Origin of the sequence: Rhizobium sp. 18065 (assembly GCF_902706095.1) — a bacterium.
In the GTDB taxonomy this organism is placed as follows: domain Bacteria; phylum Pseudomonadota; class Alphaproteobacteria; order Rhizobiales; family Rhizobiaceae; genus Allorhizobium.
Map to the genome: position 1 here is coordinate 298,774 of NZ_CACSJP010000005.1, position 25,615 is coordinate 324,388.

27 protein-coding genes are annotated in these 25,615 nt (G+C 60.8%); 20 read left to right on the top strand and 7 right to left on the bottom strand.

Annotated features, from left to right (window positions below):
• Window positions 1–62: 62 nt before the first annotated feature.
• From GVK95_RS14525 to GVK95_RS14540, 4 genes are all read right to left on the bottom strand, one after another.
• Window positions 63–1,241: a phosphoserine transaminase gene (locus tag GVK95_RS14525; protein ID WP_159950822.1), complete on the bottom strand. Its 1,179-nt coding sequence runs from the start codon at window positions 1,239–1,241 to the stop codon at window positions 63–65.
• 222 nt (window positions 1,242–1,463) lie between these two features.
• Window positions 1,464–2,306: an outer membrane protein gene (locus GVK95_RS14530; RefSeq protein ID WP_159950824.1), complete on the bottom strand. Its 843-nt coding sequence runs from the start codon at window positions 2,304–2,306 to the stop codon at window positions 1,464–1,466.
• A gap of 259 nt (window positions 2,307–2,565) precedes the next feature.
• Window positions 2,566–4,863 carry a methyl-accepting chemotaxis protein gene (locus GVK95_RS14535; RefSeq protein ID WP_159950826.1) on the bottom strand — a complete coding sequence of 766 codons (2,298 nt, stop codon included), beginning with the start codon at window positions 4,861–4,863 and terminating at the stop codon, window positions 2,566–2,568.
• Between the two features lie 182 nt (window positions 4,864–5,045).
• Complete coding sequence (locus GVK95_RS14540; RefSeq protein ID WP_159950828.1) at window positions 5,046–6,044, bottom strand: LLM class flavin-dependent oxidoreductase; 999 nt, start codon at window positions 6,042–6,044, stop codon at window positions 5,046–5,048.
• A 153-nt stretch (window positions 6,045–6,197) separates the two neighbouring features.
• Between GVK95_RS14540 and ruvC the strand changes: the two genes are divergently transcribed.
• The 10 genes from ruvC to GVK95_RS14590 all read left to right on the top strand — a co-directional run bounded on the left by ruvC (window position 6,198) and on the right by GVK95_RS14590 (window position 11,382).
• On the top strand, window positions 6,198–6,710 hold the full coding sequence (ruvC, locus tag GVK95_RS14545; RefSeq protein ID WP_007608819.1) for a crossover junction endodeoxyribonuclease RuvC: 513 nt from the start codon (window positions 6,198–6,200) through the stop codon (window positions 6,708–6,710).
• 55 nt (window positions 6,711–6,765) lie between these two features.
• Entirely contained in the window at window positions 6,766–7,014 is a 249-nt protein-coding gene (locus GVK95_RS14550; protein ID WP_007608821.1) for an AbrB/MazE/SpoVT family DNA-binding domain-containing protein, read from the top strand.
• A gap of 3 nt (window positions 7,015–7,017) precedes the next feature.
• Window positions 7,018–7,434, top strand: coding sequence for a type II toxin-antitoxin system VapC family toxin (locus GVK95_RS14555; RefSeq protein WP_159950830.1), 417 nt, complete (start codon window positions 7,018–7,020; stop codon window positions 7,432–7,434).
• 23 nt (window positions 7,435–7,457) lie between these two features.
• A complete protein-coding gene (gene ruvA, locus GVK95_RS14560) occupies window positions 7,458–8,075 on the top strand; it encodes a Holliday junction branch migration protein RuvA (protein ID WP_159950832.1) in 618 nt (205 codons plus the stop codon).
• Between the two features lie 54 nt (window positions 8,076–8,129).
• Window positions 8,130–8,390 carry a type II toxin-antitoxin system PrlF family antitoxin gene (locus GVK95_RS14565; protein WP_159950834.1) on the top strand — a complete coding sequence of 87 codons (261 nt, stop codon included), beginning with the start codon at window positions 8,130–8,132 and terminating at the stop codon, window positions 8,388–8,390.
• Complete coding sequence (locus GVK95_RS14570) at window positions 8,387–8,785, top strand: type II toxin-antitoxin system VapC family toxin (protein ID WP_159950836.1); 399 nt, start codon at window positions 8,387–8,389, stop codon at window positions 8,783–8,785. Before GVK95_RS14565 ends, GVK95_RS14570 begins: the two co-directional genes overlap by 4 nt.
• Complete coding sequence (ruvB, locus tag GVK95_RS14575; protein WP_159950838.1) at window positions 8,782–9,822, top strand: Holliday junction branch migration DNA helicase RuvB; 1,041 nt, start codon at window positions 8,782–8,784, stop codon at window positions 9,820–9,822. The genes GVK95_RS14570 and ruvB overlap by 4 nt, the downstream gene beginning before the upstream one ends.
• 30 nt (window positions 9,823–9,852) lie before the next feature.
• On the top strand, window positions 9,853–10,359 hold the full coding sequence (locus tag GVK95_RS14580) for an NUDIX hydrolase (RefSeq protein ID WP_159950840.1): 507 nt from the start codon (window positions 9,853–9,855) through the stop codon (window positions 10,357–10,359).
• Window positions 10,356–10,913 carry a DinB family protein gene (locus tag GVK95_RS14585; RefSeq protein ID WP_159950842.1) on the top strand — a complete coding sequence of 186 codons (558 nt, stop codon included), beginning with the start codon at window positions 10,356–10,358 and terminating at the stop codon, window positions 10,911–10,913. The genes GVK95_RS14580 and GVK95_RS14585 overlap by 4 nt, the downstream gene beginning before the upstream one ends.
• Window positions 10,914–11,043: 130 nt before the next feature.
• Window positions 11,044–11,382, top strand: coding sequence for an RcnB family protein (locus GVK95_RS14590; RefSeq protein ID WP_159950844.1), 339 nt, complete (start codon window positions 11,044–11,046; stop codon window positions 11,380–11,382).
• 45 nt (window positions 11,383–11,427) lie between these two features.
• On the opposite strand, the gene GVK95_RS14595 is transcribed toward GVK95_RS14590, so the two are convergent.
• The 3 genes from GVK95_RS14595 to GVK95_RS14605 are packed head-to-tail and all read right to left on the bottom strand — an operon-like array spanning window position 11,428 to window position 14,424.
• Entirely contained in the window at window positions 11,428–12,351 is a 924-nt protein-coding gene (locus GVK95_RS14595; protein ID WP_244618774.1) for an NAD(P)-dependent oxidoreductase, read from the bottom strand.
• Window positions 12,348–13,187 carry a glycosyltransferase gene (locus GVK95_RS14600; protein WP_159950846.1) on the bottom strand — a complete coding sequence of 280 codons (840 nt, stop codon included), beginning with the start codon at window positions 13,185–13,187 and terminating at the stop codon, window positions 12,348–12,350. The genes GVK95_RS14595 and GVK95_RS14600 overlap by 4 nt, the downstream gene beginning before the upstream one ends.
• Window positions 13,188–13,203: 16 nt before the next feature.
• Window positions 13,204–14,424, bottom strand: coding sequence for an NAD-dependent epimerase/dehydratase family protein (locus GVK95_RS14605; RefSeq protein ID WP_159950848.1), 1,221 nt, complete (start codon window positions 14,422–14,424; stop codon window positions 13,204–13,206).
• A gap of 138 nt (window positions 14,425–14,562) precedes the next feature.
• Here GVK95_RS14605 and ybgC point away from each other — a divergent pair, with 138 nt between their 5' ends.
• The 10 genes from ybgC to glmM all read left to right on the top strand — a co-directional run bounded on the left by ybgC (window position 14,563) and on the right by glmM (window position 25,571).
• On the top strand, window positions 14,563–15,027 hold the full coding sequence (ybgC, locus tag GVK95_RS14610; RefSeq protein WP_159951014.1) for a tol-pal system-associated acyl-CoA thioesterase: 465 nt from the start codon (window positions 14,563–14,565) through the stop codon (window positions 15,025–15,027).
• 209 nt (window positions 15,028–15,236) lie between these two features.
• Window positions 15,237–15,956, top strand: a complete 720-nt coding sequence (gene tolQ / locus GVK95_RS14615) for a protein TolQ (RefSeq protein WP_159950850.1) — start codon at window positions 15,237–15,239, stop codon at window positions 15,954–15,956.
• Between the two features lie 24 nt (window positions 15,957–15,980).
• Window positions 15,981–16,430: a protein TolR gene (gene tolR / locus GVK95_RS14620; RefSeq protein ID WP_159950852.1), complete on the top strand. Its 450-nt coding sequence runs from the start codon at window positions 15,981–15,983 to the stop codon at window positions 16,428–16,430.
• 9 nt (window positions 16,431–16,439) lie between these two features.
• Complete coding sequence (locus GVK95_RS14625) at window positions 16,440–17,474, top strand: hypothetical protein (RefSeq protein ID WP_159950854.1); 1,035 nt, start codon at window positions 16,440–16,442, stop codon at window positions 17,472–17,474.
• A 21-nt stretch (window positions 17,475–17,495) separates the two neighbouring features.
• Window positions 17,496–18,803, top strand: a complete 1,308-nt coding sequence (tolB, locus tag GVK95_RS14630) for a Tol-Pal system beta propeller repeat protein TolB (protein WP_159950856.1) — start codon at window positions 17,496–17,498, stop codon at window positions 18,801–18,803.
• Between the two features lie 153 nt (window positions 18,804–18,956).
• On the top strand, window positions 18,957–19,496 hold the full coding sequence (gene pal, locus GVK95_RS14635; RefSeq protein ID WP_159950858.1) for a peptidoglycan-associated lipoprotein Pal: 540 nt from the start codon (window positions 18,957–18,959) through the stop codon (window positions 19,494–19,496).
• Window positions 19,497–19,654: 158 nt separating this feature from the next.
• Complete coding sequence (gene ybgF / locus GVK95_RS14640; protein ID WP_159950860.1) at window positions 19,655–20,641, top strand: tol-pal system protein YbgF; 987 nt, start codon at window positions 19,655–19,657, stop codon at window positions 20,639–20,641.
• Between the two features lie 25 nt (window positions 20,642–20,666).
• Window positions 20,667–21,953, top strand: a complete 1,287-nt coding sequence (gene tilS, locus GVK95_RS14645; RefSeq protein WP_159950872.1) for a tRNA lysidine(34) synthetase TilS — start codon at window positions 20,667–20,669, stop codon at window positions 21,951–21,953.
• 120 nt (window positions 21,954–22,073) lie between these two features.
• Window positions 22,074–24,005 (top strand): ATP-dependent zinc metalloprotease FtsH, encoded by a 1,932-nt coding sequence (gene ftsH, locus GVK95_RS14650; RefSeq protein WP_007608683.1) that lies wholly within the window; start codon window positions 22,074–22,076, stop codon window positions 24,003–24,005.
• 210 nt (window positions 24,006–24,215) lie between these two features.
• Window positions 24,216–25,571: a phosphoglucosamine mutase gene (gene glmM, locus GVK95_RS14655; RefSeq protein ID WP_159950874.1), complete on the top strand. Its 1,356-nt coding sequence runs from the start codon at window positions 24,216–24,218 to the stop codon at window positions 25,569–25,571.
• Window positions 25,572–25,615 lie beyond the last annotated feature (44 nt).

Consider the following 25,615-nt stretch of genomic DNA (forward strand, 5'->3'; position numbering starts at 1 on the left):
TTCGTTTCAGAAAAAATGATGGGATGCAGTGGCTCCGCCGATAGGGCGGAGCCGGAATTGGTTCAGGCCGCAGCCTTGGAAAGCGTCGCCTTCTGGGTCTGGTAGGCCCAGGTCAGCCACGGCATCAGGGCTTCCATGTCGGAAGTTTCGATGGTTGCACCGGCCCAGATGCGCAGGCCCGCTGGCGCATCACGGTAAGCACCGATGTCGAACGCGATACCCTGCTTGTCGAGCAGCGTCACCATGCCCTTGGCAAACGCGGCCTGGGCGTCGGCGTCGAGCGCCAGCACATCCGGATCGGCAATCGTCAGGCAGACCGACGTGTTGGAGCGGGTGGCATCCACCTGTGCCAGATTGGCGATCCAGCCGTTGGCCGCGACGAAGTCGAAGATCACCTTGGCATTGGCGTCGGCACGCGCGATCAGCGCCTGAAGGCCACCCAGCGACTTCGACCACTTCAGCGCATCGATATAGTCCTCGACGCAGAGCATCGACGGCGTGTTGATCGTTTCGCCGGTGAAGATGCCTTCGATCAGCTTGCCGCCCGAGGTCATGCGGAAGATCTTCGGCAGCGGCCAGGCCGGAACGTAGGAAGTAAGGCGCTCGACGGCACGCGGCGACAGGATGATCATGCCATGGCCGCCCTCGCCGCCCAGAACCTTCTGCCAGGAGAAGGTGGTGACGTCGAGCTTGGAGAAGTCCATGTCCTGCGCAAAAGCGGCCGAGGTCGCGTCGCAGATCGTCAGGCCCTTGCGGTCGACCGGGATGAAATCGGCGTTGGGAACGCGGACACCAGACGTCGTGCCGTTCCAGGTGAACACCACGTCGCGGTCGAAGTCGACAGCGGAAAGATCGGGCAGCAGGCCGTAGTCGGCATTGAACTTGCGCACATCGGCAAGCTTGAGCTGCTTGACCACGTCGGTGACCCAGCCGGCGCCGAAGCTTTCCCAGGACAGCATGTCGACGCCACGTTCGCCCAGCAGCGACCACATGGCCATTTCAACGGCACCCGTATCGGAGGCCGGCACGATGCCGATGCGGTAGTCCGCAGGTACATTGAGAATTTCACGGGTAAGGTCGATGGCCAGCTTCAGCTTGTCCTTGCCAACCTTGGCGCGGTGCGAACGACCGAGCGGGGCATCGGACAGCGCATCGAGCGACCAACCGGGACGCTTCGAGCAAGGGCCAGAAGAAAAATGCGAATTTGCCGGGCGCAATGCCGGCGCGGCGATATCAACCATGTCAAACTACCCTTCCAGGTATATGGCCTCTCGTTGGGGAGAGGTGTCCCGCCGTCGGAACTATCCTCAAGCGGGGACGCCGTCAAGACGGTGAATGTCGCTTACGATAAATTTTTCGTCGTGACCGGATCACCAACAGAGCCCGTCACAACGCGCTCACCCATCACCACAACGAAAAAAGACCGCCCGGAGGCGGCCTTCAGATTTCGGTGCTGGAGATGCTTACTTGTAGACGATTTCCTGCGGGGGCGGCTCGAAGGCCACCGGCTGGGCGCAACCGCCAAACATGTAGCGGGCACCGGCATGCAGTTCGTGGCTGTAGAAGCCGTCGTCCGAGCCCGGGCCACCGTTCTGTTCGTAGCCGAACATCGCGCCGCCGAGCGTGTGGCGGAAGCGATAGCCGACATCGGCCTTGACGTTGCAGGTCACGTCGATCGAGGCACCGGCCATCAGCTGGTAGGCAAAGCGCCAGCTGCCACGGCCGCCATGCTCGACGGTGTCGTCGCAACCGCTGCCATCGTCGGCGCAGGACGTGTTGTTGAGATTATCCCAGCGGACGTAGGATCCACCCATACCGGCGCCGACATAAGGCGTGAAATAGGCGTAGTTGCCGAGATCGATATAGGCATTGGCCATCAGCGTGTAGGCGCGAAGCGCCGACAGGTCTTCAGAGGTACAAGCCGTGACGCAGGCACCGAAACCGGCGCCGCCGCCAGACGTCGAACCACGGAAATCGGACTTGTTCATGTAGTCGAAGGTCAGATCGGTACGCAGGTAGCTGTTGACCTGGTAGCCGATACCGGCGCCGATCGTGAAGCTGTCCTTCAGGTCGATATCGTCGAATTCCGACACGGTGGCGTTGGAGCCCTGGTAGAATTCGGCGCCACGCAGCCGGTTGAAGCTGTAGCCGAGATCGCCACGCAGGTACCAGCCGGAGGCTTCGGCAACGGCGACTTCCGGTGCATCCATGATCGGCTGCGGTTCCGGCTGAAAAACATCTGCGGAATAGGCTGCCGAGCTTGCCAGCAATGTGGCCGCAGCAACGGCGAAAAAGGTCATCTTCATGGCGGGATACTCCAAAAATCCAGCTTTGTGCATCAGGCCAGCACACGCCGACAACCTGATCTCGGATGGATAATGGATTGGAAAAGTTAAGTTCGGCTTAACTACGGTTGTTAACCTTGCCCCTTTGCAATCTGTTTACCACGAAGTTTCGATATGTTCTTTGCAATCTCCGTTTTGCTTTCGGCGCAGACAACAATAAAGCGGGCGAGAAAAGTCCCGCCCGCATCCTGCATGACCGATTGTCCTGTTGCGAACGGCCTTAGCCGGCGCGTCGATACCCCTGCGATACGTCAGCATCGTGATGAGACGCGTGGCCAAGGGTGAACTGACCGAGGCGCTGGTCCATCTCGGTTGCCTCACTGGCAAGTTTGTGAATGGCGGCCGTCGTTTCCTCGACCATCGCCGCATTCTGCTGGGTCATGACATCGAGCTGGTTCACCGAACCGTTGATATCACCGAGCGTCTGGGCCTCTTCACGGGTCGATTCCATGATCTCGCTGATCCGGCCGTTGATCGCCAGAACATGCGATCCGATGCCGTCGAGCGCTGCCCCTGCCCGCTCGACCAGTTTCACGCCCTGATCGACTTCCGTCGTCGACTTGGCCAGCAGGCTGGCGATCTGCTTGGCGGCATTCGACGAGCGCTGCGCCAGTTCGCGCACTTCCTGCGCGACGACGGCAAAGCCCTTGCCGCTTTCACCGGCACGCGCTGCCTCGACACCGGCATTCAGCGCCAGAAGATTGGTCTGGAACGCGATTTCGTCGATCACCGAGATGATCTTGTTGATCTCCTGCGACGAGCCCTGGATTGCCTCCATCGCCGCGATTGTCTCGCGCATGATCGTGCCCGAAGTCTCGGTATCGTCCTTCGCCGCACGGGCGATCTTGTTGGCATCTTCTGCGCGGGAAATCTGCACTTTCACCGCACCGGTAATGTCCTTGATCGCGCTGGCCGCCTGGGAAATCGCCACGGCCTGGCGCTCGGTGCGTTCAGCCAGCTGATCGGCGCCGGAACGCATTTCCTGCGAACCTTCGCGCACCGCAACCGAATTGCCGCCAATGCCGCTGAGCGTATTGCTCAGGGTCAGGATTGCCTTGTTGAAATTGCTTCTGAGGCTTTCCAGCTCGGCCGGGAAACGCTGCTCGATCTGGAAGGCAAGATCGCCGCCGGCAAGCCGGTCGAGGCTCTCGTCCAGCGTCTGCACGACGGCCTGCAGCGATTGCGCCTCGCTGTCGCGCTCCGCCATGCGCTGGCGACGTTCCTGATCGACGCGTTCACGCTCCTCGCGGCGCTCGGCAGACTGCCGCTGCTGTTCGATCAGTCCCTGGCGGAACCGTTCCAGCGCACGCGCCATACTGCCGATTTCGTCACCACGGTCCTGGTTTGCAACCGGCTCATCGATCTTGCCATCGGCAACGGCACCGGTGAATGCGGCAAGCCGCTTGAGCGGGGCAAACAACCGGTTGGTCAGGACACCGGTGGCAATGGCGAGTAGCACCAATGCCGCAAGTCCCGTGATCGTCAGGATGGTTGCGATCTTAAGCGAACCCGCATCGATTTCAGCCAGGGTCACGCTTTCCGTCACGATGAACTCCTGCCCCCCGAACGACACCTTGCGGCCATAGGCCTGCGCCGCGCCATCCGCACGATCGATCGCCTGGACCGTGATGCCCTCGGATGCTGCCGTAAAGTCAGCCTTGATGTCGATCAGCTGACCAGAGGCAGACAGGCCGATGCCGGCACCATCCGAAGACAGGATCGAGGCCTGCTGGCTGCTGCCGGCGGCGATGCCCTTGCTCAGGAGGTTGACCAGCGCATCGGCCTTCACGGCAAACAGGATCGAGCCCTTGTAGGCACCCAGCTTGACGATCGGAACGGCGAAGTAGATGTCCGGCGAAGCGGCATCGGCACCGACGCTCAAACCGGAAAAGCTGACGGCGGCGACATCGTCCACGGCCTTGGCGGCCGCTTCGACGCTGCGCGCATATGCTTTGCCGAGGCCACTTTCGGCCAAAGCGCCCTTCGTGGCATTTTCGGCAAAGGCCGGCCCCTTCTGGTAGGTGTAGACGATATTGCCGTTCTGATCGGCAATCAGCATGTCGTCGAAGCTGGTCTGCGCCAGATAGCCGCCGACCTGCGCCTGCGTCGTTTCATGCGTCGAATAGTAGAAGCCACTCGGACCTTCCGGCTTCAGCAGCTTTTCGCGCTCTGCGGCCGGGTTGGGGTTTTCCGTCACGAACACGCGCTGCAGTTCAGCCTTGGCATCTCCGGAGTTCTTGGTGATCGTGTTCCAGCCGCTCTTCAACCCGGTCAGCGATTGTTGCAGCGTCTCGATCTTGGCGATCGACGCTGCCTGGTTCTGCAACTCGTTCAGCTGCTGCACCAGCATGTCGCCCCGGAAGGTCAATGTGCTCGCCATCGCGCTTTCGGTCTGCGCCTGGAAGACGCTGTTCGACGTCCGATAGGCAAAGACATTCAACAAGGCGATGGTGACAAACGTCAGGACGAGAAAGATGGCAATAACTTTGAACGACAACGAATTGAAACGAGCAGCCATGGTTGATCCCATTGGACATGCCGCAAACACGCAAAGGTGGCTGCTGCATCTCTCTAGAGAAAAAAACGATCGCATCGCCGGCGGCGATGGACCTCTCCTCTGTTGCTGGCAGCATTCACTTCGAATTTTTAATCCGGCGTTAAAACGCTGGTGCAGAAATGGGCTTTTTGACGATAAAGCCGCTAGGCCGCTTGAAATATGCTGTTGCGCACCTCGGCAAACAGTTTGACCGACCGCAACCGCGCCGCAATGTCATGGATCGGCATCGATATGATCAATTCGTCAGGACCGACTTCGGAGAGGAAATCATCGAGTTTGGCACGCGCCGTCTTGGGCGATCCGACAATCGCATAACGCAAGGTATGCTCGACTGTAATCTGCTCCATATCGGTCCAGTACCCCTCCATCGTCATCGGTCGCGGAAATGGCCGACGGATGTTGCGCCGCAGGTTTACGAACTGCTGCTGCGCCGAGGTGAATAGATACTGGGCCGTTTCATCGTTCTCTGCGATGGCCCCCATAACCCCGGCAATCACATAGGGTTTCTGCAACGATGCCGAGGGCTGGAAGCGCTCGCGGTAGATGTGAACCGCATCGATCAACTGGTCGGGCGCAAAATGCGAGGCAAAGGCATAAGGAAGCCCCAGGGCCGCTGCGAGATGCGCGCTATAGAGGCTCGAACCCAGGATCCACAACGGTACATGGCTGCGCATGCCCGGAACGGCGAGCAAGTCATGTTCTTCTGCCGGCTCCCCCAGCAATCGCTGCAACTCGATGATATCATGCGGGAAACTTTCGGTGCCCGCCTCAAGATTGCGGCGCAGCGCCCGCGCCGTGCGCATGTCGGTGCCGGGTGCGCGACCAAGGCCGAGATCGACGCGGCCGGGAAACAGCGCTTCCAGGGTGCCGAACTGTTCGGCAATCACCAAGGGCGAATGGTTCGGCAGCATGATGCCACCGGAGCCGATGCGGATCGTCTTGGTGGCGGCGCCGACATGGGCGATCACGATCGAAGTCGCAGCACTGGCAATACCCGGCATGCCATGATGCTCGGCAAGCCAGAACCGCAGATATCCATTGGCCTCGGCCGCCTGGGCCATCTGGCGCGACGCATCAAGCGCCTCGGAAACAGAATGGCCTTCCGCGATTGGCGAAAGGTCGAGAATGGAGAAAGGGATCATGCCGTATGTCCTGAGTTGACGCTGTCCAACCAATGTAGGCACGATCGCTGCGCGCCCCAAGGCTGGATCATGATAAAACACAACAAACCACGATGTTTTTGTTTTGTTCACATTTCACTGGCACAGATGCGGCCATTCGAACTAGGGTTTCTCATGACCAGCACGATTCGCATCATCGGCATTGACCCGGGCCTCCGCCGCTGTGGTTGGGGTGTCATCGAGACGCTTGGAAATTCATTGCGCTTCGTCGCCTCCGGCACGGTGACCTCCGATGGCGACATGGATCTTGCCTCGCGTCTGTGCCAGTTGCATGACGGCCTGGCCGAAGTCGTGCATGCCTATCAGCCGCACGAGGCGGCCGTCGAGCAGACCTTCGTCAACAAGGATGCGGTGGCGACCCTGAAGCTCGGGCAGGCCCGCGGCATCGCCATGCTCGTCCCCGCCCGAGCCGGCCTGCCGGTTGCAGAATACGCCCCCAACGCCGTCAAGAAGGCGGTCATCGGGGTCGGTCACGGCGACAAGAAACAGATCCACATGATGCTGAAAATCCTGATGCCCAAGGCAGAATTCAAGGGCAATGACGCCGCCGATGCGCTGGCCATCGCCATCTGCCACGCCCACAATCGCGGCGGCGAACGCATGCGCAAGGTCCTGGCCAACGCCTGATTTGTTCTTGACTTGTTCTCGGCGCAGCTTTAAGTAATACCGCAGAGGTATTACAATGCGCGTCACTGAAAAAGGCCAGGTTACCATTCCTAAAAATGTTCGGTCCAATCTGGGTATTCAGGCTGGCAGCGAGGTCGAATTCGAGCTTCGCGGCGACGAAGCCGTGTTGCGCCTGATCGAGCCTTCTGTGGACGCCAGCCAGCGCGAAGCACGAGAACTCTTGCAGCACTTGCGACGACATCAGGGATCCATGTCCCTCGGCGAGCTCAGCGGCGACGAATTTTACCGGCTGTTGCGAGATTGATCGATGCAAACCCTTGTCGATACGAACGTCCTGATTGACGTCTTCCATACACCGAGTGCCTTTACAGACTGGTCCACCATGCAATTGCTTGCCGCGAAAGCGCAAGGATCTCTGCTGGTCAATCCATTGATCTATGCCGAGATGGCTGCCGGCTATGCAAGGCAAGACGACCTCGACGCCGCACTTTCACCTGGGCTGTTTGCTCGCGAGGAACTCCCATGGGAGGCTGCTTTTGCGGCCGGGCATGCGTTCCTGCAGTATCGCCGGTCCGGTGGCGAACGACGGTCACCGCTTCCCGACTTCTACATCGGCGCGCATGCCATGGTGAAGGGCTATCGGCTACTCAGCCGCGATCCCGCCAGATATAGCGGCTACTTTCCCTTGCTGCCTCTCATCTCGCCCGAAACCCATCCCCTTTAATCAGCATTGCGCGGACACAATTCATGATCGGCAAACTCAAAGGCACCATTGATGAAATCGGCGACGACCATGTGCTCGTCGACGTGCACGGCGTCTGCTACGTCGCCCATTGCTCGTCGCGCACCCTGGGGCGGCTCGGCTCGCCCGGCGAGGCCGTGGTCCTGTTCATCGAAACCTATGTCCGCGAAGACCAGTTGAAGCTCTTCGGCTTCATGAGCGCGCTAGAACGCGAGTGGTTCAATCTGCTGCAGTCCGTTCAGGGCGTCGGCGCCAAGGTGGCACTGGCCGTGCTCTCCACCCTGACGCCGGGCGAACTGGCCAATGCCATTGCCTTGCAGGACAAGACATCGGTGTCGCGCGCGCCGGGCGTCGGCCCGAAAGTTGCCGTGCGCATCGTCACCGAACTGAAAAACAAGGCACCCGCCTTTGCCGGCGAAGCCGCCGCCAATATCGGCCTGAAGCAAGAACTTGGCGAAGGCGTGGCATCTGCACCGGTGGCCGACGCGGTCTCGGCGCTGACCAATCTCGGCTATTCCCGCGACCAGGCGGCCAATGCCGTGGCTGCGGCATTGAAGAATGGCGGCGAGGACACCGACAGCGCCAAGCTGATCCGGCTGGGCTTGAAGGAATTGTCGCGGTGATTTCCTTGCAAAACAGCAAATTCCTTACTATTCTGAAATTGTAAGGAGATCCTGATGAGCGTGTTTTATGGAACCATGACCTCCAAGGGGCAAACGACAGTCCCACAAGAGATCAGAGAGCTTCTGAAGCTGAAACCGGGTGACAGAATCCGCTATGTCGTCAGGAACGGCGACGTCGTGATAAAGGCAAAGAATAAGCGGTTGATCGATCTGGCCGGCATCCTTCATCGCCCAGGCGCGCCTGCCTTGACCCTTGCGGAAATCGACGAGGCCATCGGCGATGCCGTTGTCGAACATGTGACCCGAAGCGAATGATCGGTCTCGACACCAACATCTTGCTTCGACTGACGCTTCAGGATGACGAGACACAATCGAGACAGGCGATTTCGCTGATCGGTGGCCTCACGCCAGAAGATCCGGGTTTCGTCAACAGCGCTGTCCTGCTGGAGTTCATCTGGACGGCCCGCCGACATGCAAAAATGTCAAGAGAAGAACTCAAGAGCATTCTCTCCGGATTTCTGGATTCCGACAATCTGGTGCTGGAGGACGAGAACGTGATTGAGCTGGCACTGGATGAAATGGAGCGGAGTGAAGAGGAGTTCGCAGACATTTTCATTGCGCACAAGAACCGCGAACTCGGTTGCCGAATCACGATGACCTTCGACAAACGCGCCGCCGACCGCGTGCCCGGAATGGAACTTCTCGCATGACCACAAACAACCCCATCCTGGCCCCGGAAAAACGCGGCGAAGACATCGACACGGCGCTTCGCCCGCAGTCGCTCGATGAATTCACCGGCCAGGCGGAAGCCCGGGCCAACCTCAAGATCTTCATCGAGGCGGCGAAGAACCGCGGCGAGGCGCTCGATCATGTGCTCTTCGTCGGCCCGCCCGGCCTCGGCAAGACGACGCTGGCCCAGATCATGGCCAAGGAACTCGGCGTCAATTTTCGCTCGACCTCCGGTCCTGTCATCGCCAAGGCCGGCGACCTTGCCGCCCTTCTCACCAATCTCGAAGAGCGCGACGTTCTGTTCATCGATGAAATCCATCGCCTGAGCCCCGCGGTCGAGGAAATCCTCTATCCGGCGATGGAGGACTTCCAGCTCGACCTGATCATCGGCGAAGGCCCGGCCGCCCGCTCGGTGAAGATCGACCTGTCGAAGTTCACGCTTGTCGCCGCCACCACCCGCCTCGGACTGCTGACCACGCCGCTGCGCGACCGTTTCGGCATTCCCGTCCGCCTTGCCTTCTATACCGTCGAGGAACTGGAACTGATCGTCCGCCGTGGTGCAAGGCTCATGGGGCTCGGCATGACCGATGACGGCGCCCGCGAAATCGCCCGCCGCGCCCGCGGTACGCCGCGTATCGCCGGCCGCCTTTTGCGCCGCGTGCGCGACTTTGCCGAAGTCGCCCGTGCCGAGGCCGTGACCCGCGAAATCGCCGACGAGGCCTTGACCCGCCTGCTCGTCGACAATATGGGCCTTGATCAACTCGACAAGCGTTACCTCAACATGATCGCTGTGAATTTCGGCGGCGGCCCGGTCGGCATCGAGACAATCGCCGCCGGCCTTTCCGAGCCCAGAGACGCGATCGAGGACATCATCGAGCCCTACATGATCCAGCAGGGTTTCATCCAGCGCACACCGCGCGGCCGCGTCCTGACCGCCAATGCCTGGAAACATCTCGGCATGCAGCCACCGAAGGACCTCGAGGCAGCCCAATTCCGCCTGACCCTCGAAGACGAATAGACGCGCGCCGCCATTCCCACGGAGGGCCTGATGGACAACCGCATCCGCATCAAGAAGAAGAACGGGCGCCTGTTCCAGATGCGCATTGCCGGGTTGGCATTTCGCGATGGTTTTGTCCTGGTACACCGCGCCACCCACGAGGCCTTCTGGACCTTTCCCGGTGGCCGCGCCGAGATCGGGGAGACCTCGCAGCAAACCCTCGTTCGCGAGATGATGGAAGAACTCGGCGTGGTGGCAACGGTTGGTCCCCTGCTCTGGACCGTCGAGAATTTCTTCTTTTACGAAGGCCGGGACTGTCATGAATTTGGCATGTATTATCGCATGCAACTGCCCGACAGCTTCCCTTTCCATCCGACGGACATCATCCACCGCGTCCGTGACGGCTCAAGCGACCTGGAATTCAGATGGGCCGAGGCGACGAGAGCCGGACTGACCGAACTGGACATTCCGCCCTATTTCATTGCGGAACAGATTGAAACACTACCGGAGCACCCGCAGCACATCGTCTGGCATGATGGAGATCTGGACACCAAATGACCGACCCTGCCCGCGTCTTTCGCAAACTCGCCCTCAACAATGCCATGGCCAACTGGCGGCTGCATGCCCCCCTCGCCGGACTGCAACCCGGCGAATTCGAAAGCCCGCGCATCAGTTTCTTTCCATCGTTGAAGGCAACCCTGAACCACATCCTGATTGTCGACTGGTTCTATGTCGACGCGCTCGAAGGCGGCACGCTCGGTCCGAAAGCCTGGGAAAACGAGGAGCCGTTCGGCGATCCGTCCACACTCTACGGCGCGCAGCTTGACGTCGACCGGCGGCTGATAGACCTTTGCACCACGCTGGGTCCTGTCGAACTGAGCCGCGTCATTGCGATCCACCGCGGCAGCCGTGTCCAGCACGACCGCATGGACGATGTGCTCAGCCACCTGTTCCAGCACCAGACCCACCATCGTGGGCAGGCGCATGCCATGCTCGCCGGCACCAGCGTCAAGCCACCGCAACTCGATGAATTCATCGTTGGCGACGACGCCGACAACCGTCTGGATGCGCTGAAAGCCCTTGGCCTCAGCGAAGACGACGTGATGCTATGATATGCAGGGGCTTTCGCCCCTATCCCGAGCTCGACATTACCAAACCGTAACCAAGCATATGATTTTATTCATTTTTCATTCATCCCACAGGCATTAAACCTCGCTGGCATCAACAACGAGGAAGCAAGTTATGAAGAAAGCAATTCTCATCACGATCGCCACGGTTATGTTGGCAGCCCCCATGGCTCAGGCCCAGCAGTCCTACCGCCATGACGATCGCGCCCCAGGGCAACACCGGGTCACCAAAGAGATCCACAAGACGGAAATCCACAAGAAGGTGGTGATCAAGAAGCGCTGGAGAAAAGGCGAGCGCATGAACGACTGGCAGAGACGCGCGGCTATCCGCGACTACAAGCGCTATGGCCTGCGCCAGCCGGGTCGCGACCAGCGCTGGGTCAAGGTCGACAACGACTACGTCCTGATCAGCGTCGCCTCCGGCCTGATTGCCGGCATCATTGCCGCACGATAACCCCCGGGCGGCCCTCCTGTCATCACGGCAGGAAGGGCTCGCCTCTCACATCCAATAATGAACGGCAATCCGCTGCAGGGTCTCTTCCAGCAAAGCCCGCCCGCCGGGACGCCAGCCCAATGCGCTGATCTTGGCGGTCGCCATGATGCCGATCCTTCCTGGCTCGGCCCTTTCCGGCAACTCATGTGATAGAGCGAGAGCCTGACCGACAATCCTCAGCAGATCTGCCCGATCGACGACCAGATCCGACACATTGAAGACCTGCCCCGCGACCAGATGTTCCGGCGTATCGAGCATCAGCCTGATGGCTTGCGATACATCGCGTGAATGGACCTCTGTGCTTGCTCTCGGCTTGATGACCCTGCCTGCCAGATAGTCCTCGATCAAGACCTGCCACTTGTTCGGCATCAGCCCGTCATAGACGCCTGTCAACCGCAGGCTGGTACCAGCGAAACCGTCGACAGACAGATCGGCAAGCGCCTGCTCCACTGCCAGTTTGGACCGTCCATACAGAGAGGCAGGTATTTCCACCTGCATTTCGCGCAATGGCGCCTCGACCGGCAGCCCGTCATAGACGGCGCGGCTTGACAGGAACACGACACGCACAACACCTGCCGCCCGTGCATCCTCGAACAGTCGCCGGCTACCCTCGACATTGCGCCGCCAGAATCCATCCGGATCCTCGCCTTCTCCACCCCTGTAGTGTCCGGGCACATGGTCAAACGCGGCATGAACGACGTGGCTGACGCCCACAAACAGGCCATGCTCGCGGCGGTGGGGGTCCAGCATCATCGGGCGGAATGCAACAGGACCGGAGAACCAGTCCGGCGGCGGTTCGCTGCGGCCGGCGACGATCACACCGTACCCCGCCTCGATCAGCCCGTTGACGAGGGGCCGCCCGACAAAACCGCGCCCGCCCGTAACCAGCACAGTCTCCCTCACAGGTACTGTCACAGGTGCTGTCATCATTCGCCCCCCGGCGGACCCGGCAGACTGTCGATGTCGGGAATGTCGTCGCCGCGAAAAAACGCCTGCCAGAGGTCGATCAGCGGCTTCAGTTGACCCGCCTTCGGATGATTGGCCTCCCATGGCTTTTCATACTGGTAGTGCAGCACGCCGATCTGCCGCCAGTCCCAGAGTTCTGGCATGTTGAACCACACATATTGCAGCATGTTCATCGTCACCGGCAGGCCGTGCCAATCGGGAAAAAAGGTCTGCAGAAAGGTCTGGTCCGTGCGCGACCAGAACGCTTCGAGCCTGTCGAGACGCGCCAGCATCCTGGCAAAGGTCTCGCGTGAGGGTTTTGCCACGAAGACGCCGGAATTGAGCCGGTGGAAATCGGACAGGCTCTCATAGACATTCGGCGCCGCGGAAAACTCCGGATAGTGAAACAGCTTGTCGATATTGCGCAGGACCAGTGCATCGGCGTCGATGAAGACACAGGTCTCGTATTCTGTCAGTTCCCAGAGCCGCAGCTTGCAGAAATTGTCGAGCGGCGAATGAAAAGCCGGCTTGCGCCCTTTTGTGAAGGGAGCGGCCTGATGTACGGCGCCACGCCCGTGCCGGGCATTGAAGGCATCCGACAGCGGTAGCGGATCGACCTCCACCAGCCGGCAGCCCATGTCGGCCAGCGGCGCCAGATCCGTCTCATCCACAGGTTCCGTATGCAGCACGATGATGTCGGCGGATGTTTTTGTCCGCTGGATCGAACGCGCCAGCGCCAGCGCTCCCGTGGCGTAGTCGCCATTGGTCACCAGTGTCACAAAAGCCTGCCGCGCCAGAGCGGGTACCAGAGCGTCGCCCACTGCATGTCCTGCTGTTTCAAGAAACCGACTTGAGCATCTTGCCTTCGGGATCGCGATTGAGCGTCCGGGCAATGTCCCGGGTCCATGCCGAGACAGCCGGCACCCTTGACCGGTCGACACGATAGGCGAACTTCTTCGCCACGTCGACAATCTCCGAAAGCAGCCCGTTTTCCAAAGTTGTCGGTGCAAGGCCGAGACCGCGGAATTTTTCATTGCGCACGATCAGGTCGTTCTCCGGCGCTTCCTTGCGCGGGTTTGGCAACCAGGCAATGTCGGCACCGGTTATGTTCGAGATCATCTGCGCCAGATCGCGCACCCGGTGCGTCTCTGTCATCTGGTTGAAGATCTCGACCCTTGCTCCGCGGGCCGGCGGATTATTGAGCGCGATCTCGATGCAACGGACCGAATCCTGGATATGGATGAAGGCGCGCGTCTGCCCGCCGGTGCCATGAACGGTCAGCGGATAGTCGATTGCGGCCTGGATCAGGAAGCGGTTGAGCACGGTGCCGTAGTCGCCGTCATAGTCGAAGCGGTTGACCAGCTGCGGATGCAGGCGCGTCTGCGCCGTGTGGGTACCCCAGACAATACCCTGATGCAGGTCGGTCACCCGCAAGCCGTCATTCTTCGCATAGAACTGGAACAGCAGCTGATCGAGGCATTTGGTCATGTGATAGATCGAGCCGGGATTGGCCGGATAGAGGATTTCCTGGCTGGCAATATCGCCGTCGACAGTCTCGATGCCCACCGGAAGATAGCCCTCGGGGATGGCAGCACCGACGGTTGAATAACCATAGACGCCCATCGTGCCGAGATGCACCAGATGGGCATCCAGCCCGATCTCCACCAGCGCGTTCAGCAGATTATGCGTCGCCGATACATTGTTGTTCACCGTGTAGTTCTTGTGCCGGTCGCTTTTCATCGAATAGGGCGCAGCGCGCTGCTCGGCAAAATGAATGATCGCATCCGGGCGGTGTTCGTTAAGCCATGTCTTCAGCAGGTCGTAGTCGCGGGCCAGATCGATCAGATGGAAATGAATGCGACGGCCGGTCTCGGCATGCCAGATGCGGGTCCGTTCCTGAATGCTGTCCATCGGCGTCAGGGACTGAACGCCAAGCTCGGTATCGATCCAGCGGCGCGACAGATTATCGAGGATATGGACATCGTGGCCCGCATCGGACAAATGAAGCGCAGTAGGCCAGCCGACAAACCCGTCTCCGCCCATGACCGCAATTTTCATGATGGATCTCCTTCAAGGTTCAGCCCAGCCTCTTGATAGGGCTCCATTGTGACAGCACTACAATGACCGGTAGACAGCCGTGTTCCACCAACGGTCCAAGTTATCGAATCCAGGAGCAAACCCATGACGACTAAGCCCATGACCACACAGGCAATTTCGATCAGTGGCGATTTGGTGGACAACGGCCATCAGCTGACCCAGCGCGTCTACTATGAAGACACCGACTTCTCCGGCCTCGTCTACCACGCCCGCTATCTGCATTTCCTCGAGCGCGGACGGACCGATTACCTGCGCTGCCTCGGCGTTGAGCAGAGCGCCCTGATCGGCGTGGACGAGGAAGGACTGGTCTTTGTCGTTCACCGCATGGAGATCGACTTCAAGGCTCCGGCCCGCATGGACGACGTGCTGACGGTCGTGACAAGCACCATCAAGGCAGGCGGTGCAAAGATGATCCTGGAGCAGGAAATACGCCGCGACGAGCAGTTGCTGATAGCCGCAAAGGTTGTCATCGCCGTCGTCAATCGCAACGGCCGGCCACGTCGTATGCCGGAAGAACTGGCCCGCCAGTTCCTTGGCGAAGACGTCCGGGACACCCCGAAGTAACGCCTTCTTAACCATAATGATGTCTTACTCTGGCACGGAATATTTGTGCATCGCACGCCTTCGTTTGACCAAATTTCGCGCCCAGAAGGCAATCTGGGAGCTTGAAGCGGGTAAGGCGTTCAGCGATGGCGACCGCAAACTTCCACTAGCACGGCTTTTTCACCGCCCGGTCAACCGCCGGGCGTTTGGATTTCGGGGATTTGAAGGCGATGGAACAAGTTGGAATGGCAGCAGCAGCCCATGACGTGAGCATCTGGGCTCTGTTCATGCAGGCAGGCCTGATCGTCAAGCTGGTCATGCTCGGCCTGATTGCGGCATCGGTCTGGACCTGGGCGATCGTCATCGACAAATATCTGAGCTATGCCCGCGCCCGCCGCCAGTTCGACCAGTTCGAACAGGTCTTCTGGTCCGGCCAGTCGCTGGAAGAACTCTACCGCACGCTTGCCGAGCGCAACAACACCGGCCTTGCCGCGATGTTCGTTGCTGCCATGCGCGAATGGAAGAAGAGTTTCGAGCGCGGCGCCCGTTCGCCGATCGGCCTGCAGATGCGTATCGACCGCGCCATGGACGTGACTATGGCCCGCGAAAGCGAAACGCTCGAAGGCCGCCTCTCCTCGCTCGCCACCATTGGATCTGCCGCGCCGTTTATCGGCCTTTTCGGCACCGTCATCGGCATCATGACCTCGTTCCAGGCGATAGCCGGTTCGAAGAACACCAGCCTTGCAGTCGTCGCTCCCGGTATCGCCGAGGCACTTCTGGCAACGGCAATCGGCCTTGTCGCCGCTATCCCGGCAGTCATCGCCTACAACAAGTTCTCCGGAGAAGCCGGCAAGCTCACCGCCCGCATGGAAGGTTTTGCCGACGAATTCTCCGCCATCCTGTCGCGCCAGATCGACGAAAAGCTGCAGCCACGCCAGGCCGCACAGTAAGAAATCGACGAACGGAGACGCATCATGGGTATGTCAGTCGGATCAGGAGGCGGCGGTGGCCGTCGCGGACGCCGCGGCAACAAGCGCGCACTGGTCAGCGAGATCAACGTCACGCCGATGGTCGACGTCATGCTCGTGCTCTTGATCATTTTCATGGTTGCCGCCCCGATGATGACCGTCGGCGTGCCGATCGACCTGCCGCAGACCCAGGCACAGGCGATGAACACCGACACCCAGCCCATTACCGTTTCGGTCAATGGCAAGGGCGAAATCTATCTGCAGGAATCGGTGATCCCGATCGAGGAAGTCGTGCCGAAGCTCGAGGCGATTGCCAAGACCGGCTACAAGGAACGTATCTTTGTGCGTGCTGACACGACGGCCGCCTACGGCACCGTCATGCAGGTCATGGCGCGGATCTCGACGGCCGGCTTCACCAATATCGGTCTTGTGACCCTGCAGGAACAGCAGAACTGATCGGACGTCATGAAGGGCAGCCTCTTCACATCCACGTTTCTGCACGGACTGGCGCTCGCCGCAGCGCTGGTGACCCTTGGCTCGCCCGAAAAACTCGAGGTGATGAACATGGAGTCGCTCCCGGTCGACATCGTGCCGATCGAGGAATTCACCCAGATCCAGCAGGGCGACAAGAAGGCACCGCTCGCCGAGAAATCAGCGCCCGTGCCGACCAAGAAGCCGCCGATCGCGGAACCTGCGGAAAATCTCGGCGACAACAAGGTCGACCTGAAATCACCGCCGACCCCGTCGCAGCGCCCTGTCGAACAGGAAGTGGCCGCCGCGCCTGAAAAGGTAGAGACCCCCGCCCCCGTTGAGGACACCAAGCCCAACGAGGTCAAGGAAGTGGTGAAGGAAGAAACCGCCCCGCCACCGCAGCCGGAAGAAAAGCCGGCCGAGGAAGCCCCGCCGGAAGAAGCCAAGGCCGAAGAGATCCCATTGCCGGATCAGGCACCGGTCCCGCCATCGCGTCCCAAGGTTGAAACCGCAAAGCCTGTAGAAAAGAAGCCACCACCGAAGACCGAGGCCAAGAAGGACACTAAGGCCCAGGAGACGGCGAAGTCGAAGCCGCAGATGGAAAGCGACTTCAATGCCGACGAAGTGGCAGCGCTGCTGAACAAAACCGATGCTGCCGGTGGTGGCGCCAAGCGCTCGACCGAAAAGGCAGCGCTCGGCGGCAAGACCAATACCGGCGGCTCGAAGCTCAGCCAGAGCGAGATGGATGCGCTGCGTGGCGCGATCCAGAACAACTGGCTGATCACGCCTGGCATGGCCGACGCCCAGGATGTCCGTATCCAGGTGCGATTCGAGCTGGACCAGGACGGCAACCTGGTTGGCAATCCGGAAGCAACCGCGACCGGCGGTTCCGAAACAGCCCAACGCGTTCTGATGAGCGGCGCCGTTCGCGCCGTGCGCAAGTCCGCCCCCTTCACCAATCTGCCCAGGGACAAATTTGACGCCTGGTCCGAAGTCATCGTCAATTTCGACCCCAGCGAACTGATGTAAGAGCTGAAAGGCTTGGATAGAATGAAAAAATTCCACCTCCTCCGTCTTCTGATGGTTGTCGCCAGCATGGCAGGCGCCATCGCCGCCCCGGCGAACGCCGCCGTCGAAATCAACATCAATCGCGGCAATGTCTCGCCGCTGCCGATCGCGATCACCGATTTCGTCTCAACCGATGGTATCGGCGCCAAGATCGCCGCCGTGGTCGAAGCCGACCTGAAGCGCTCCGGTCTGTTTGCCCCGGTCGGCCGTGCCGCCTTCATCGAGAAGATCTCCAACCCCGACCAGCCGCCGCGCTTCGAGGACTGGAAGGTCATCAATGCCGAGGCGCTCGTCGTAGGCCGGATCAGCAAGGAGCCAGACGGCCGCCTGCGCGCTGAATTCCGCCTGTGGGACACCTTTGCCGGCCAGCAGATGACTGGCCAGCAGTTCTTCACCCAGCCGGAAAACTGGCGCCGTGTTGCCCATATCATCGCCGACGCGATCTATGAGCGCATCACAGGTGAAAAGGGCTATTTCGACACCCGTGTCGTCTTCGTTTCCGAAAGCGGCCCGAAGACCGACCGCAAGCGCCAGTTGGCGATCATGGACCAGGACGGCGAGAACGTTCGCATGCTGACCGGCTCCAAGGATATCGTCCTGACCCCGCGCTTCTCGCCGAGCCGTCAGGAAGTAACCTATATGTCGTTCGAGGGCGATCAGCCGCGCGTCTATCTGCTCCAGTTGGAGACAGGCCAGCGCGAAGTGGTCGGCAACTTCCCCGGCATGACGTTTTCGCCGCGCTTCTCGCCGGATGGCCAGCGCGTCATCATGAGCCTGCAGCAGGACGGCAATGCCAACATCTACACGATGGACCTGCGCTCGCGCACCACGACCCGCCTGACCTCGACGGCCGCCATCGATACATCGCCGTCCTATTCGCCCGATGGCGCCCGTATCGCCTTTGAAAGCGACCGTGGTGGCCGCCAGCAGCTCTACGTGATGAACGCCGATGGCTCCGGCCAGCAGCGCATCTCGTTCGGTGATGGCTCCTACTCCACCCCGGTATGGTCGCCGCGCGGCGACCTGATCGCCTTCACCAAGCAATCGGGCGGCAAGTTCTCGATCGGCGTGATGAAGACCGACGGCTCGGGCGAGCGCATCCTCACCACCGGCTTCCACAACGAAGGCCCGACCTGGGCCCCGAACGGCCGCGTCCTGATGTTCTTCCGTCAGAATTCCGGCGCCGGCGGCCCGGCTCTCTATTCGATCGATCTGTCGGGCTATAACGAACAGCAGGTCAAGACCCCGGCATTCGGCTCCGACCCGGCCTGGTCGCCGCTGCTCGAATAGGGCGCATTTGCGCCTCCTTCCTGCCGTAAAGCGCCGCGATCCGGTGCTTTACGGGCCATATTAAACGGTTTGTTAACCACGATTATTGGAAGCCGGTTAACCTAGATTGGTTATCGTCCGGCAACCCTAACAGAGAATTCAAGGAGACCGGCGATGAGCCGCATTCATTCCCCGGCGAAGAGCCGCCTGCAGCAACTCGCAACCAACCCGGCCATCGTCGCTCTGGCGATGACCCTGGCTCTGGCGGGCTGCGCCAACAAGAAGAACCTGCCCAACAGCGCCGGCGATCTCGGCCTCGGTGCAAACGGCGCCGGTGCCTCGACCCCGGGCTCGACCCAGGACTTCACCGTCAACGTCGGCGACCGCATCTTCTTCGACACCGACTCGACCTCCGTCCGCGCCGATGCCCAGCAGACGCTGGACCGTCAGGCTCAGTGGCTGGCCAAGTATCCGCAATATGCCATCACGATCGAAGGCCATGCCGACGAACGCGGCACCCGCGAATACAACCTGGCGCTCGGCGCCCGCCGTGCCGCCTCGACCCGCGACTATCTCGCATCGCGCGGCATCCCGGCTCAGCGCATGAAGACCATCTCCTACGGCAAGGAACGTCCGGTCGCCGTTTGCGACGACATCTCCTGCTGGTCGCAGAACCGTCGCGCAGTCACCGTTCTCGGCGGCGCCGGCATGTAATCGAGCCTGAGTGCTCCAACGATATTGTAAAGGCGGCCTCGGCCGCCTTTACTTTTCTCCTTACTTTGGCCGAACTTGGTTGCTTTTTACAGGCAATTGGAAAAATCTCCTGTGCGCGCCTGTTCGGCGCAACCCATCGCGAAAACAGGATAAGGAACATGAACAAACTTGTGATGGCCGCATTGCTTGCGACGGCCACGCTGATCGGGACCCATGGAAGCGCAAGCGCCTTCCAACTGCCGGGCTTTACGCTCGGCCAGCCCAAGGCGATCAGGACTGAAGAACCCAAGGCACGCGTTCATCTTGCGCAGTCCAGCGATCCGTCCGTGCGCGTCCAGCAGCTTGAGGAAGAGATCCGTTCGCTCAATGGCCGCATCGAGGAGATGAGCTTCCAGCTTCTGCAGATGCAGGAAACCATCCGCAAGGCCCAGGAAGACAACGAATTCCGCTTCCAGGATCTCGAAAACGGCGGCACCAAGAAAAGCGGTTCGCTTGAGCGCCCCGTCGATAGCGGCAATGGAAGCGATTCCGTTGCCGAAATCATCACCCAGACCCCGGATGTCGGCGCCAACGCCGACACCTCCGGCCTTGGCCAGCAGGAACAGCAGCTCGGCTCGATCGATCTCGACGCTAACGGCCTACCCGTCGATGCGACTGTCAATCAGAATGCGGTCGATAACTCGGCATCCCTTCCGGGCGTCGATACCTCAACGGCGCCAGCCAGCCAGCAGGCCCCGGCCGTCAGCGAGACTGCGGCATCGGGTTCCGAGAACGACATCTATCAGGTTGCCTATGCCCATGTACTCTCCGGTGACTATGGCATGGCTGAAAACGAGTTCCGCGACTTCATTTCCAGCTACCCGAGCAGCAAGAAGATTGCCGACGCCAATTTCTGGCTGGGTGAGGCGCTCTATTCGCAGGGCAACTTCAATGAGGCCGCCAAGACATTCCTGAATGCCCACCAGTCCTACAGCAGCTCGCCCAAAGCGCCTGAAATGCTGCTCAAGCTCGGCATGTCGCTTGCAGCCCTCGACAACACCGAAACGGCCTGCGCAACCCTGCGCGAAGTGCCCAAGCGCTACCCGAAGGCGTCCCGCGCCGTCGTCTCGAAAGTCGCAAGCGAGCAGAAGCGCCTGAGCTGCTGATGTCTGCCCAGCCCGGACGACCACCGTGCTGACCGCCACATCTCCCGACGATGCCGCCCGGCGTTTTCTCCGATCTCTTTCAAAGCCTTCCCGCCTGCTGATCGCCGTTTCCGGCGGCAGCGATTCGACCGGCTTGCTGATCGCCCTCAAGCGCGCGATCGCAACCCATGGCTTCCCCCACACGCTAGCGGCTGCGACCGTCGATCATGCGTTGCGCCCGGCATCGACAAGCGAAGCCGCCTGGGTATCCGCACTCTGCGCAAAACTCGACATTGTTCACCACACCCGCCGCTGGGTCGCCGACAAGCCCAAGACCGGCATTCCCGCCGCCGCCCGCGAGGCACGCTACGGATTGCTCGCCGAGATCGCCCGGCAATGCGACGCGGACGCTATCGTCACCGGCCACACGCGAGATGACCAGATCGAAACGGTGGCGATGCGGGCGTCGCGGGCGAATGACGAAAACCTCGGCCTTGCCGGCATGGCGCCAGCCACACTGTTTGATCGCCGTATCTGGATCCTTCGGCCGTTCCTCGACATTACCCGCGAAGCGATCCGCGACAGCCTTCGCCGGATCGGACAGACCTGGATCGACGATCCGAGCAATGCTGACCGGACCTATGAGCGGGTGCGCATGCGCCAGGACAACGCCGCCATTAACGTAGATCCCGAGGCTGGCCTGCGCCGCCGGGCCCTGTCGCAGGCAACAGCGGACTGGCTTGAGCATCATGCAACGTTGATCAGCGGCTGCGTCATCAAACTGGATCCCCCCGCTTTAATCGCCCAGCCGGAAATCCTGCGCCATGGCATGGCAACGCTTGCCGCAGTGCTCGGTGGAAAACCGCATCGTCCGGCGGCCCAGGCGACAGACAAACTGATGAGGCTTGCCGCCACCGAAAGGGACAGTGGATCACTGACCCTGTCCGGTTGTCTCGTCGTCAGGCGCCGGGACGGCGTTTACATGCTGCGCGAGAAGCGCGGTCTTTTGCCGCTCCCCCTCCCCCCAGGTGCGACCATTGTCTGGGACGGACGTTTCGAGTTCCGCAACCACACAGCGCGCGTCTTGCGCGTCGAGCCGGCCGCCGTATCCTCCATTTTGCCGGACCTCCCCGGCCTGGCAAGGGCCGCCATGACCCGGATTTCCCCGGAAATCCGCACGGAAGACGGACATGTGGTCTTGCCCGACACCGATATCGAATCGTGTCCCTATCTGCCGCTCTTCGATCGCTTCCTGCCCGCTTTCGATGTCGCGCTTGCTGATCGCATCGCCGCGATCCTCGGCCGCGGCCCAACCTTGTCCTGCCCCATTTAAGAGTTATTGACGGAAAACGATGCACAGGTGCCACTTTGCCTTGGCAACGGCCCGGCGCAATCCTATGTTAGCGGTTAAGATCGCGGGGTTCCTTCCCGCAAGACATGTTCGGGGAGTTCAATGAACCCAAATTTTCGGAATTTCGCGCTGTGGGCGATCATCGCCCTCTTGCTGATCGCACTGTTCAGCATGTTCCAGACGTCGCCGTCTCAATCCAGCTCGCGCGAGATACCCTATTCGCAGTTCCTCAGCGAAGTGGATTCTGGCCGCGTGCGTGACGTGACAGTCACCGGCAATCGCGTGCTTGGCACCTATGCCGAGAACGGCACCGCTTTCCAGACCTATGCACCGGTCATCGACGACAACCTGCTCGAAAAGCTGCAGTCGAAGAATGTCATGATCGTCGCCCGTCCGGAAACGGATGGTTCGTCGGGCTTCCTCAGCTATATCGGCACACTTCTCCCCATGCTGCTGATCCTCGGCGTCTGGCTGTTCTTCATGCGCCAGATGCAGGGCGGTGGCCGCGGTGGCGCCATGGGATTTGGCAAGTCCAAGGCCAAGCTTCTGACCGAAGCGCATGGCCGCGTGACGTTTGACGACGTTGCAGGCGTAGACGAAGCCAAGCAGGATCTCGAGGAAATCGTCGAATTCCTGCGCGACCCGCAGAAGTTCCAGCGTCTCGGCGGCAAGATCCCGCGCGGCGTTCTGCTCGTCGGCCCTCCCGGCACGGGCAAGACGCTGCTCGCCCGCTCGGTTGCCGGTGAAGCCAATGTACCCTTCTTCACGATCTCGGGTTCCGACTTCGTGGAAATGTTCGTCGGTGTCGGTGCTAGCCGCGTCCGCGACATGTTCGAGCAGGCCAAGAAGAACGCACCCTGCATCATCTTCATCGACGAAATCGACGCCGTCGGTCGTCATCGTGGCGCCGGTCTCGGTGGCGGTAATGACGAACGCGAACAGACGTTGAACCAGTTGCTGGTCGAGATGGACGGCTTCGAGGCGAATGAGGGCGTCATCCTGATCGCGGCGACCAACCGCCCTGACGTTCTCGACCCCGCCCTTCTGCGTCCGGGCCGTTTCGACCGCCAGGTCGTCGTGCCCAATCCGGATATCGTCGGCCGCGAACGCATCCTCAAGGTTCATGCCCGCAACGTTCCGCTGGCCCCGAATGTCGACCTGAAGATTCTCGCCCGCGGCACGCCCGGTTTCTCCGGTGCAGATCTGATGAACCTCGTCAACGAGGCCGCCCTGATGGCCGCACGCCGCAACAAGCGTGTTGTCACCATGGCCGAGTTCGAAGACGCCAAGGACAAGATCATGATGGGCGCCGAGCGTCGCTCCTCCGCCATGACCGAAGCCGAAAAGAAGCTGACGGCCTATCATGAAGCCGGCCACGCCATCACGGCGCTCCATGTCGCGGTTGCCGATCCCCTGCACAAGGCGACGATCATCCCGCGTGGCCGCGCGCTCGGCATGGTCATGCAGCTCCCGGAAGGCGACCGCTATTCGATGAGCTACAAGTGGATGGTGTCGCGCCTCTGCATCATGATGGGCGGCCGCGTGGCCGAAGAACTGACCTTCGGCAAGGAGAACATCACCTCCGGCGCGTCCTCCGACATCGAGCAGGCCACCAAGCTTGCCCGTGCCATGGTCACCCAGTGGGGCTTCTCCGACGTGCTCGGCCAGGTTGCTTATGGCGAGAACCAGCAGGAAGTCTTCCTCGGCCACTCGGTTTCGCAATCGAAGAACGTTTCGGAATCGACTGCCCAGAAGATCGACACCGAAGTGCGCCGCCTGATCGACGAGGCCTATACCCAGGCCCGCACGATCCTGACGGAAAAGCACGACGAGTTCGTCGCGATCGCTGAAGGCCTGCTCGAATACGAGACCTTGTCCGGCGAGGAAATCAAGTCGCTGATCAAGGGACACAAGCCGACTCGCGACAGCGGCGAGGATGGCCCGGCCCGCGGCTCTGCCGTTCCCTCGACCGGCAAGAAGGACCTGCCCAAGGGCGGCGAGCCGGAAAGTGGCCTGGAACCCCAGCCACACTGAGCCTCAACCCGTTGAGAATGTTGAAAAGGCCACCTTGCCGAGGTGGCCTTTCTGCCGTCTGGTAACGGGATGTAATCAATTTTCGCGCTAATTTATGTGTTCTTCGACACGAATTATGGCATGAGCAGGCCACTCGCAGTCATGACGATCTCCCCATTGCGTCACGACTGCTGAATGGCGAGCAGCCAACCTGGATCTAGGGATAGACATATGACACGTCGTTATTTCGGCACGGACGGTATTCGCGGACAGTCGAACCGCTTCCCGATGACACCCGACCTCGCCATGCGCGTCGGCATTGCAGCCGGCACCATTTTCCGCCGCGGCGGCCATCGTCACCGCGTCGTGATCGGCAAGGATACGCGTCTCTCCGGTTACATGCTGGAAAACGCCATGGTCGCAGGCTTCACCGCCGCCGGTCTCGACGCCTTCGTTCTCGGCCCGATCCCCACGCCGGCCGTCGCCATGCTGACCCGTTCGCTGCGCTGCGACCTCGGCGTGATGATCTCGGCCTCGCACAATCCGTTTGCCGATAACGGCATCAAGCTTTTTGGCCCTGACGGCTACAAGCTGTCGGACGAGATCGAGGCACAGATCGAGGAGCTGCTGGAAAAAGACCTCTACAGCCAGCTCGCCCCCGCCGGCGAAATAGGCCGCGCCAAGCGTATAGATGGCGTACATGACCGCTATATCGAATTTGCCAAGCGCACCATGCCGCGCGACGTCACCCTTCAGGGTCTGCGCGTTGCAATCGATTGCGCCAATGGCGCCGCCTACAAGGTTGCCCCTTCAGCGCTCTGGGAACTCGGTGCGGAAGTCATCACCATCGGCAACGAACCGACCGGCACCAATATCAATCTCGACTGCGGCTCGACCCATCCGGAAGCCCTGCAGAAGAAGGTCCATGAAGTGCGCGCCGATATCGGCATTGCGCTCGACGGCGATGCCGACCGGGTCATCATTGTCGATGAAAACGGCACGGTGATCGACGGCGACCAGCTGATGGCGGTGATCGCCGAATCCTGGGCCGAGGACCAGACGCTGACCGGCGGCGGCATTGTCGCCACCGTCATGTCCAATCTCGGCCTGGAACGTTTCCTCGGCGACAAGGGCCTGACGCTGGCCCGCACCAAGGTCGGCGACCGCTATGTCGTCGAGCACATGCGCCAGCACGGCTTCAATGTCGGCGGCGAGCAATCCGGCCATCTCGTCATGTCCGACTTCGGCACCACCGGCGACGGCCTGGTAGCCGCCCTGCAGATCCTGTCCTGCGTCAAGCGCACCGGCAAGACCGTCAGCGAGATCTGCCATCGCTTCGAGCCGGTGCCACAGTTGTTGCGCAATGTCCGCTTCTCCGGCGGCAAGCCGTTGGAAGACAAGACCGTCAAGCAGGCGATTGCCGATGCGGAGGGCGAATTGGCCCGGTCCGGCCGTCTCGTCATCCGCCCCTCCGGCACCGAACCGCTGATCCGCGTCATGGCCGAAGGTGACGACCGTGAGCAGGTCGAGCGCATCGTCAACGGCTTGGTTGACGTGATCGCCAGCGTCAAGAGTGCAGCGGCCTGACAGAACGGGCCATAGCGGCTTGAACAGCCGTTTAGGATCAAAAA

Excerpts from the sequence above, each read along its gene's own strand:
- glmM (WP_159950874.1), top strand. The coding sequence starts at position 24,216 with ATGACACGTCGTTATTTCGGCACGGACGGTATTCGCGGACAGTCGAAC.
- tolR (WP_159950852.1), top strand. The coding sequence starts at position 15,981 with ATGGGTATGTCAGTCGGATCAGGAGGCGGCGGTGGCCGTCGCGGACGC.
- ruvA (WP_159950832.1), top strand. The coding sequence starts at position 7,458 with ATGATCGGCAAACTCAAAGGCACCATTGATGAAATCGGCGACGACCAT.
- GVK95_RS14580 (WP_159950840.1), top strand. The coding sequence starts at position 9,853 with ATGGACAACCGCATCCGCATCAAGAAGAAGAACGGGCGCCTGTTCCAG.
- GVK95_RS14555 (WP_159950830.1), top strand. The coding sequence starts at position 7,018 with ATGCAAACCCTTGTCGATACGAACGTCCTGATTGACGTCTTCCATACA.
- ybgF (WP_159950860.1), top strand. The coding sequence starts at position 19,655 with ATGAACAAACTTGTGATGGCCGCATTGCTTGCGACGGCCACGCTGATC.
- GVK95_RS14530 (WP_159950824.1), bottom strand. The coding sequence starts at position 2,306 with ATGAAGATGACCTTTTTCGCCGTTGCTGCGGCCACATTGCTGGCAAGC.
- GVK95_RS14540 (WP_159950828.1), bottom strand. The coding sequence starts at position 6,044 with ATGATCCCTTTCTCCATTCTCGACCTTTCGCCAATCGCGGAAGGCCAT.
- GVK95_RS14550 (WP_007608821.1), top strand. The coding sequence starts at position 6,766 with ATGCGCGTCACTGAAAAAGGCCAGGTTACCATTCCTAAAAATGTTCGG.
- GVK95_RS14525 (WP_159950822.1), bottom strand. The coding sequence starts at position 1,241 with ATGGTTGATATCGCCGCGCCGGCATTGCGCCCGGCAAATTCGCATTTT.
- GVK95_RS14535 (WP_159950826.1), bottom strand. The coding sequence starts at position 4,863 with ATGGCTGCTCGTTTCAATTCGTTGTCGTTCAAAGTTATTGCCATCTTT.
- tolQ (WP_159950850.1), top strand. The coding sequence starts at position 15,237 with ATGGAACAAGTTGGAATGGCAGCAGCAGCCCATGACGTGAGCATCTGG.
- tolB (WP_159950856.1), top strand. The coding sequence starts at position 17,496 with ATGAAAAAATTCCACCTCCTCCGTCTTCTGATGGTTGTCGCCAGCATG.
- GVK95_RS14625 (WP_159950854.1), top strand. The coding sequence starts at position 16,440 with ATGAAGGGCAGCCTCTTCACATCCACGTTTCTGCACGGACTGGCGCTC.
- GVK95_RS14565 (WP_159950834.1), top strand. The coding sequence starts at position 8,130 with ATGAGCGTGTTTTATGGAACCATGACCTCCAAGGGGCAAACGACAGTC.
- pal (WP_159950858.1), top strand. The coding sequence starts at position 18,957 with ATGAGCCGCATTCATTCCCCGGCGAAGAGCCGCCTGCAGCAACTCGCA.
- ruvC (WP_007608819.1), top strand. The coding sequence starts at position 6,198 with ATGACCAGCACGATTCGCATCATCGGCATTGACCCGGGCCTCCGCCGC.
- ybgC (WP_159951014.1), top strand. The coding sequence starts at position 14,563 with ATGACCACACAGGCAATTTCGATCAGTGGCGATTTGGTGGACAACGGC.
- ftsH (WP_007608683.1), top strand. The coding sequence starts at position 22,074 with ATGAACCCAAATTTTCGGAATTTCGCGCTGTGGGCGATCATCGCCCTC.
- GVK95_RS14570 (WP_159950836.1), top strand. The coding sequence starts at position 8,387 with ATGATCGGTCTCGACACCAACATCTTGCTTCGACTGACGCTTCAGGAT.
- GVK95_RS14585 (WP_159950842.1), top strand. The coding sequence starts at position 10,356 with ATGACCGACCCTGCCCGCGTCTTTCGCAAACTCGCCCTCAACAATGCC.
- GVK95_RS14595 (WP_244618774.1), bottom strand. The coding sequence starts at position 12,351 with ATGATGACAGCACCTGTGACAGTACCTGTGAGGGAGACTGTGCTGGTT.
- ruvB (WP_159950838.1), top strand. The coding sequence starts at position 8,782 with ATGACCACAAACAACCCCATCCTGGCCCCGGAAAAACGCGGCGAAGAC.
- GVK95_RS14605 (WP_159950848.1), bottom strand. The coding sequence starts at position 14,424 with ATGAAAATTGCGGTCATGGGCGGAGACGGGTTTGTCGGCTGGCCTACT.
- GVK95_RS14590 (WP_159950844.1), top strand. The coding sequence starts at position 11,044 with ATGAAGAAAGCAATTCTCATCACGATCGCCACGGTTATGTTGGCAGCC.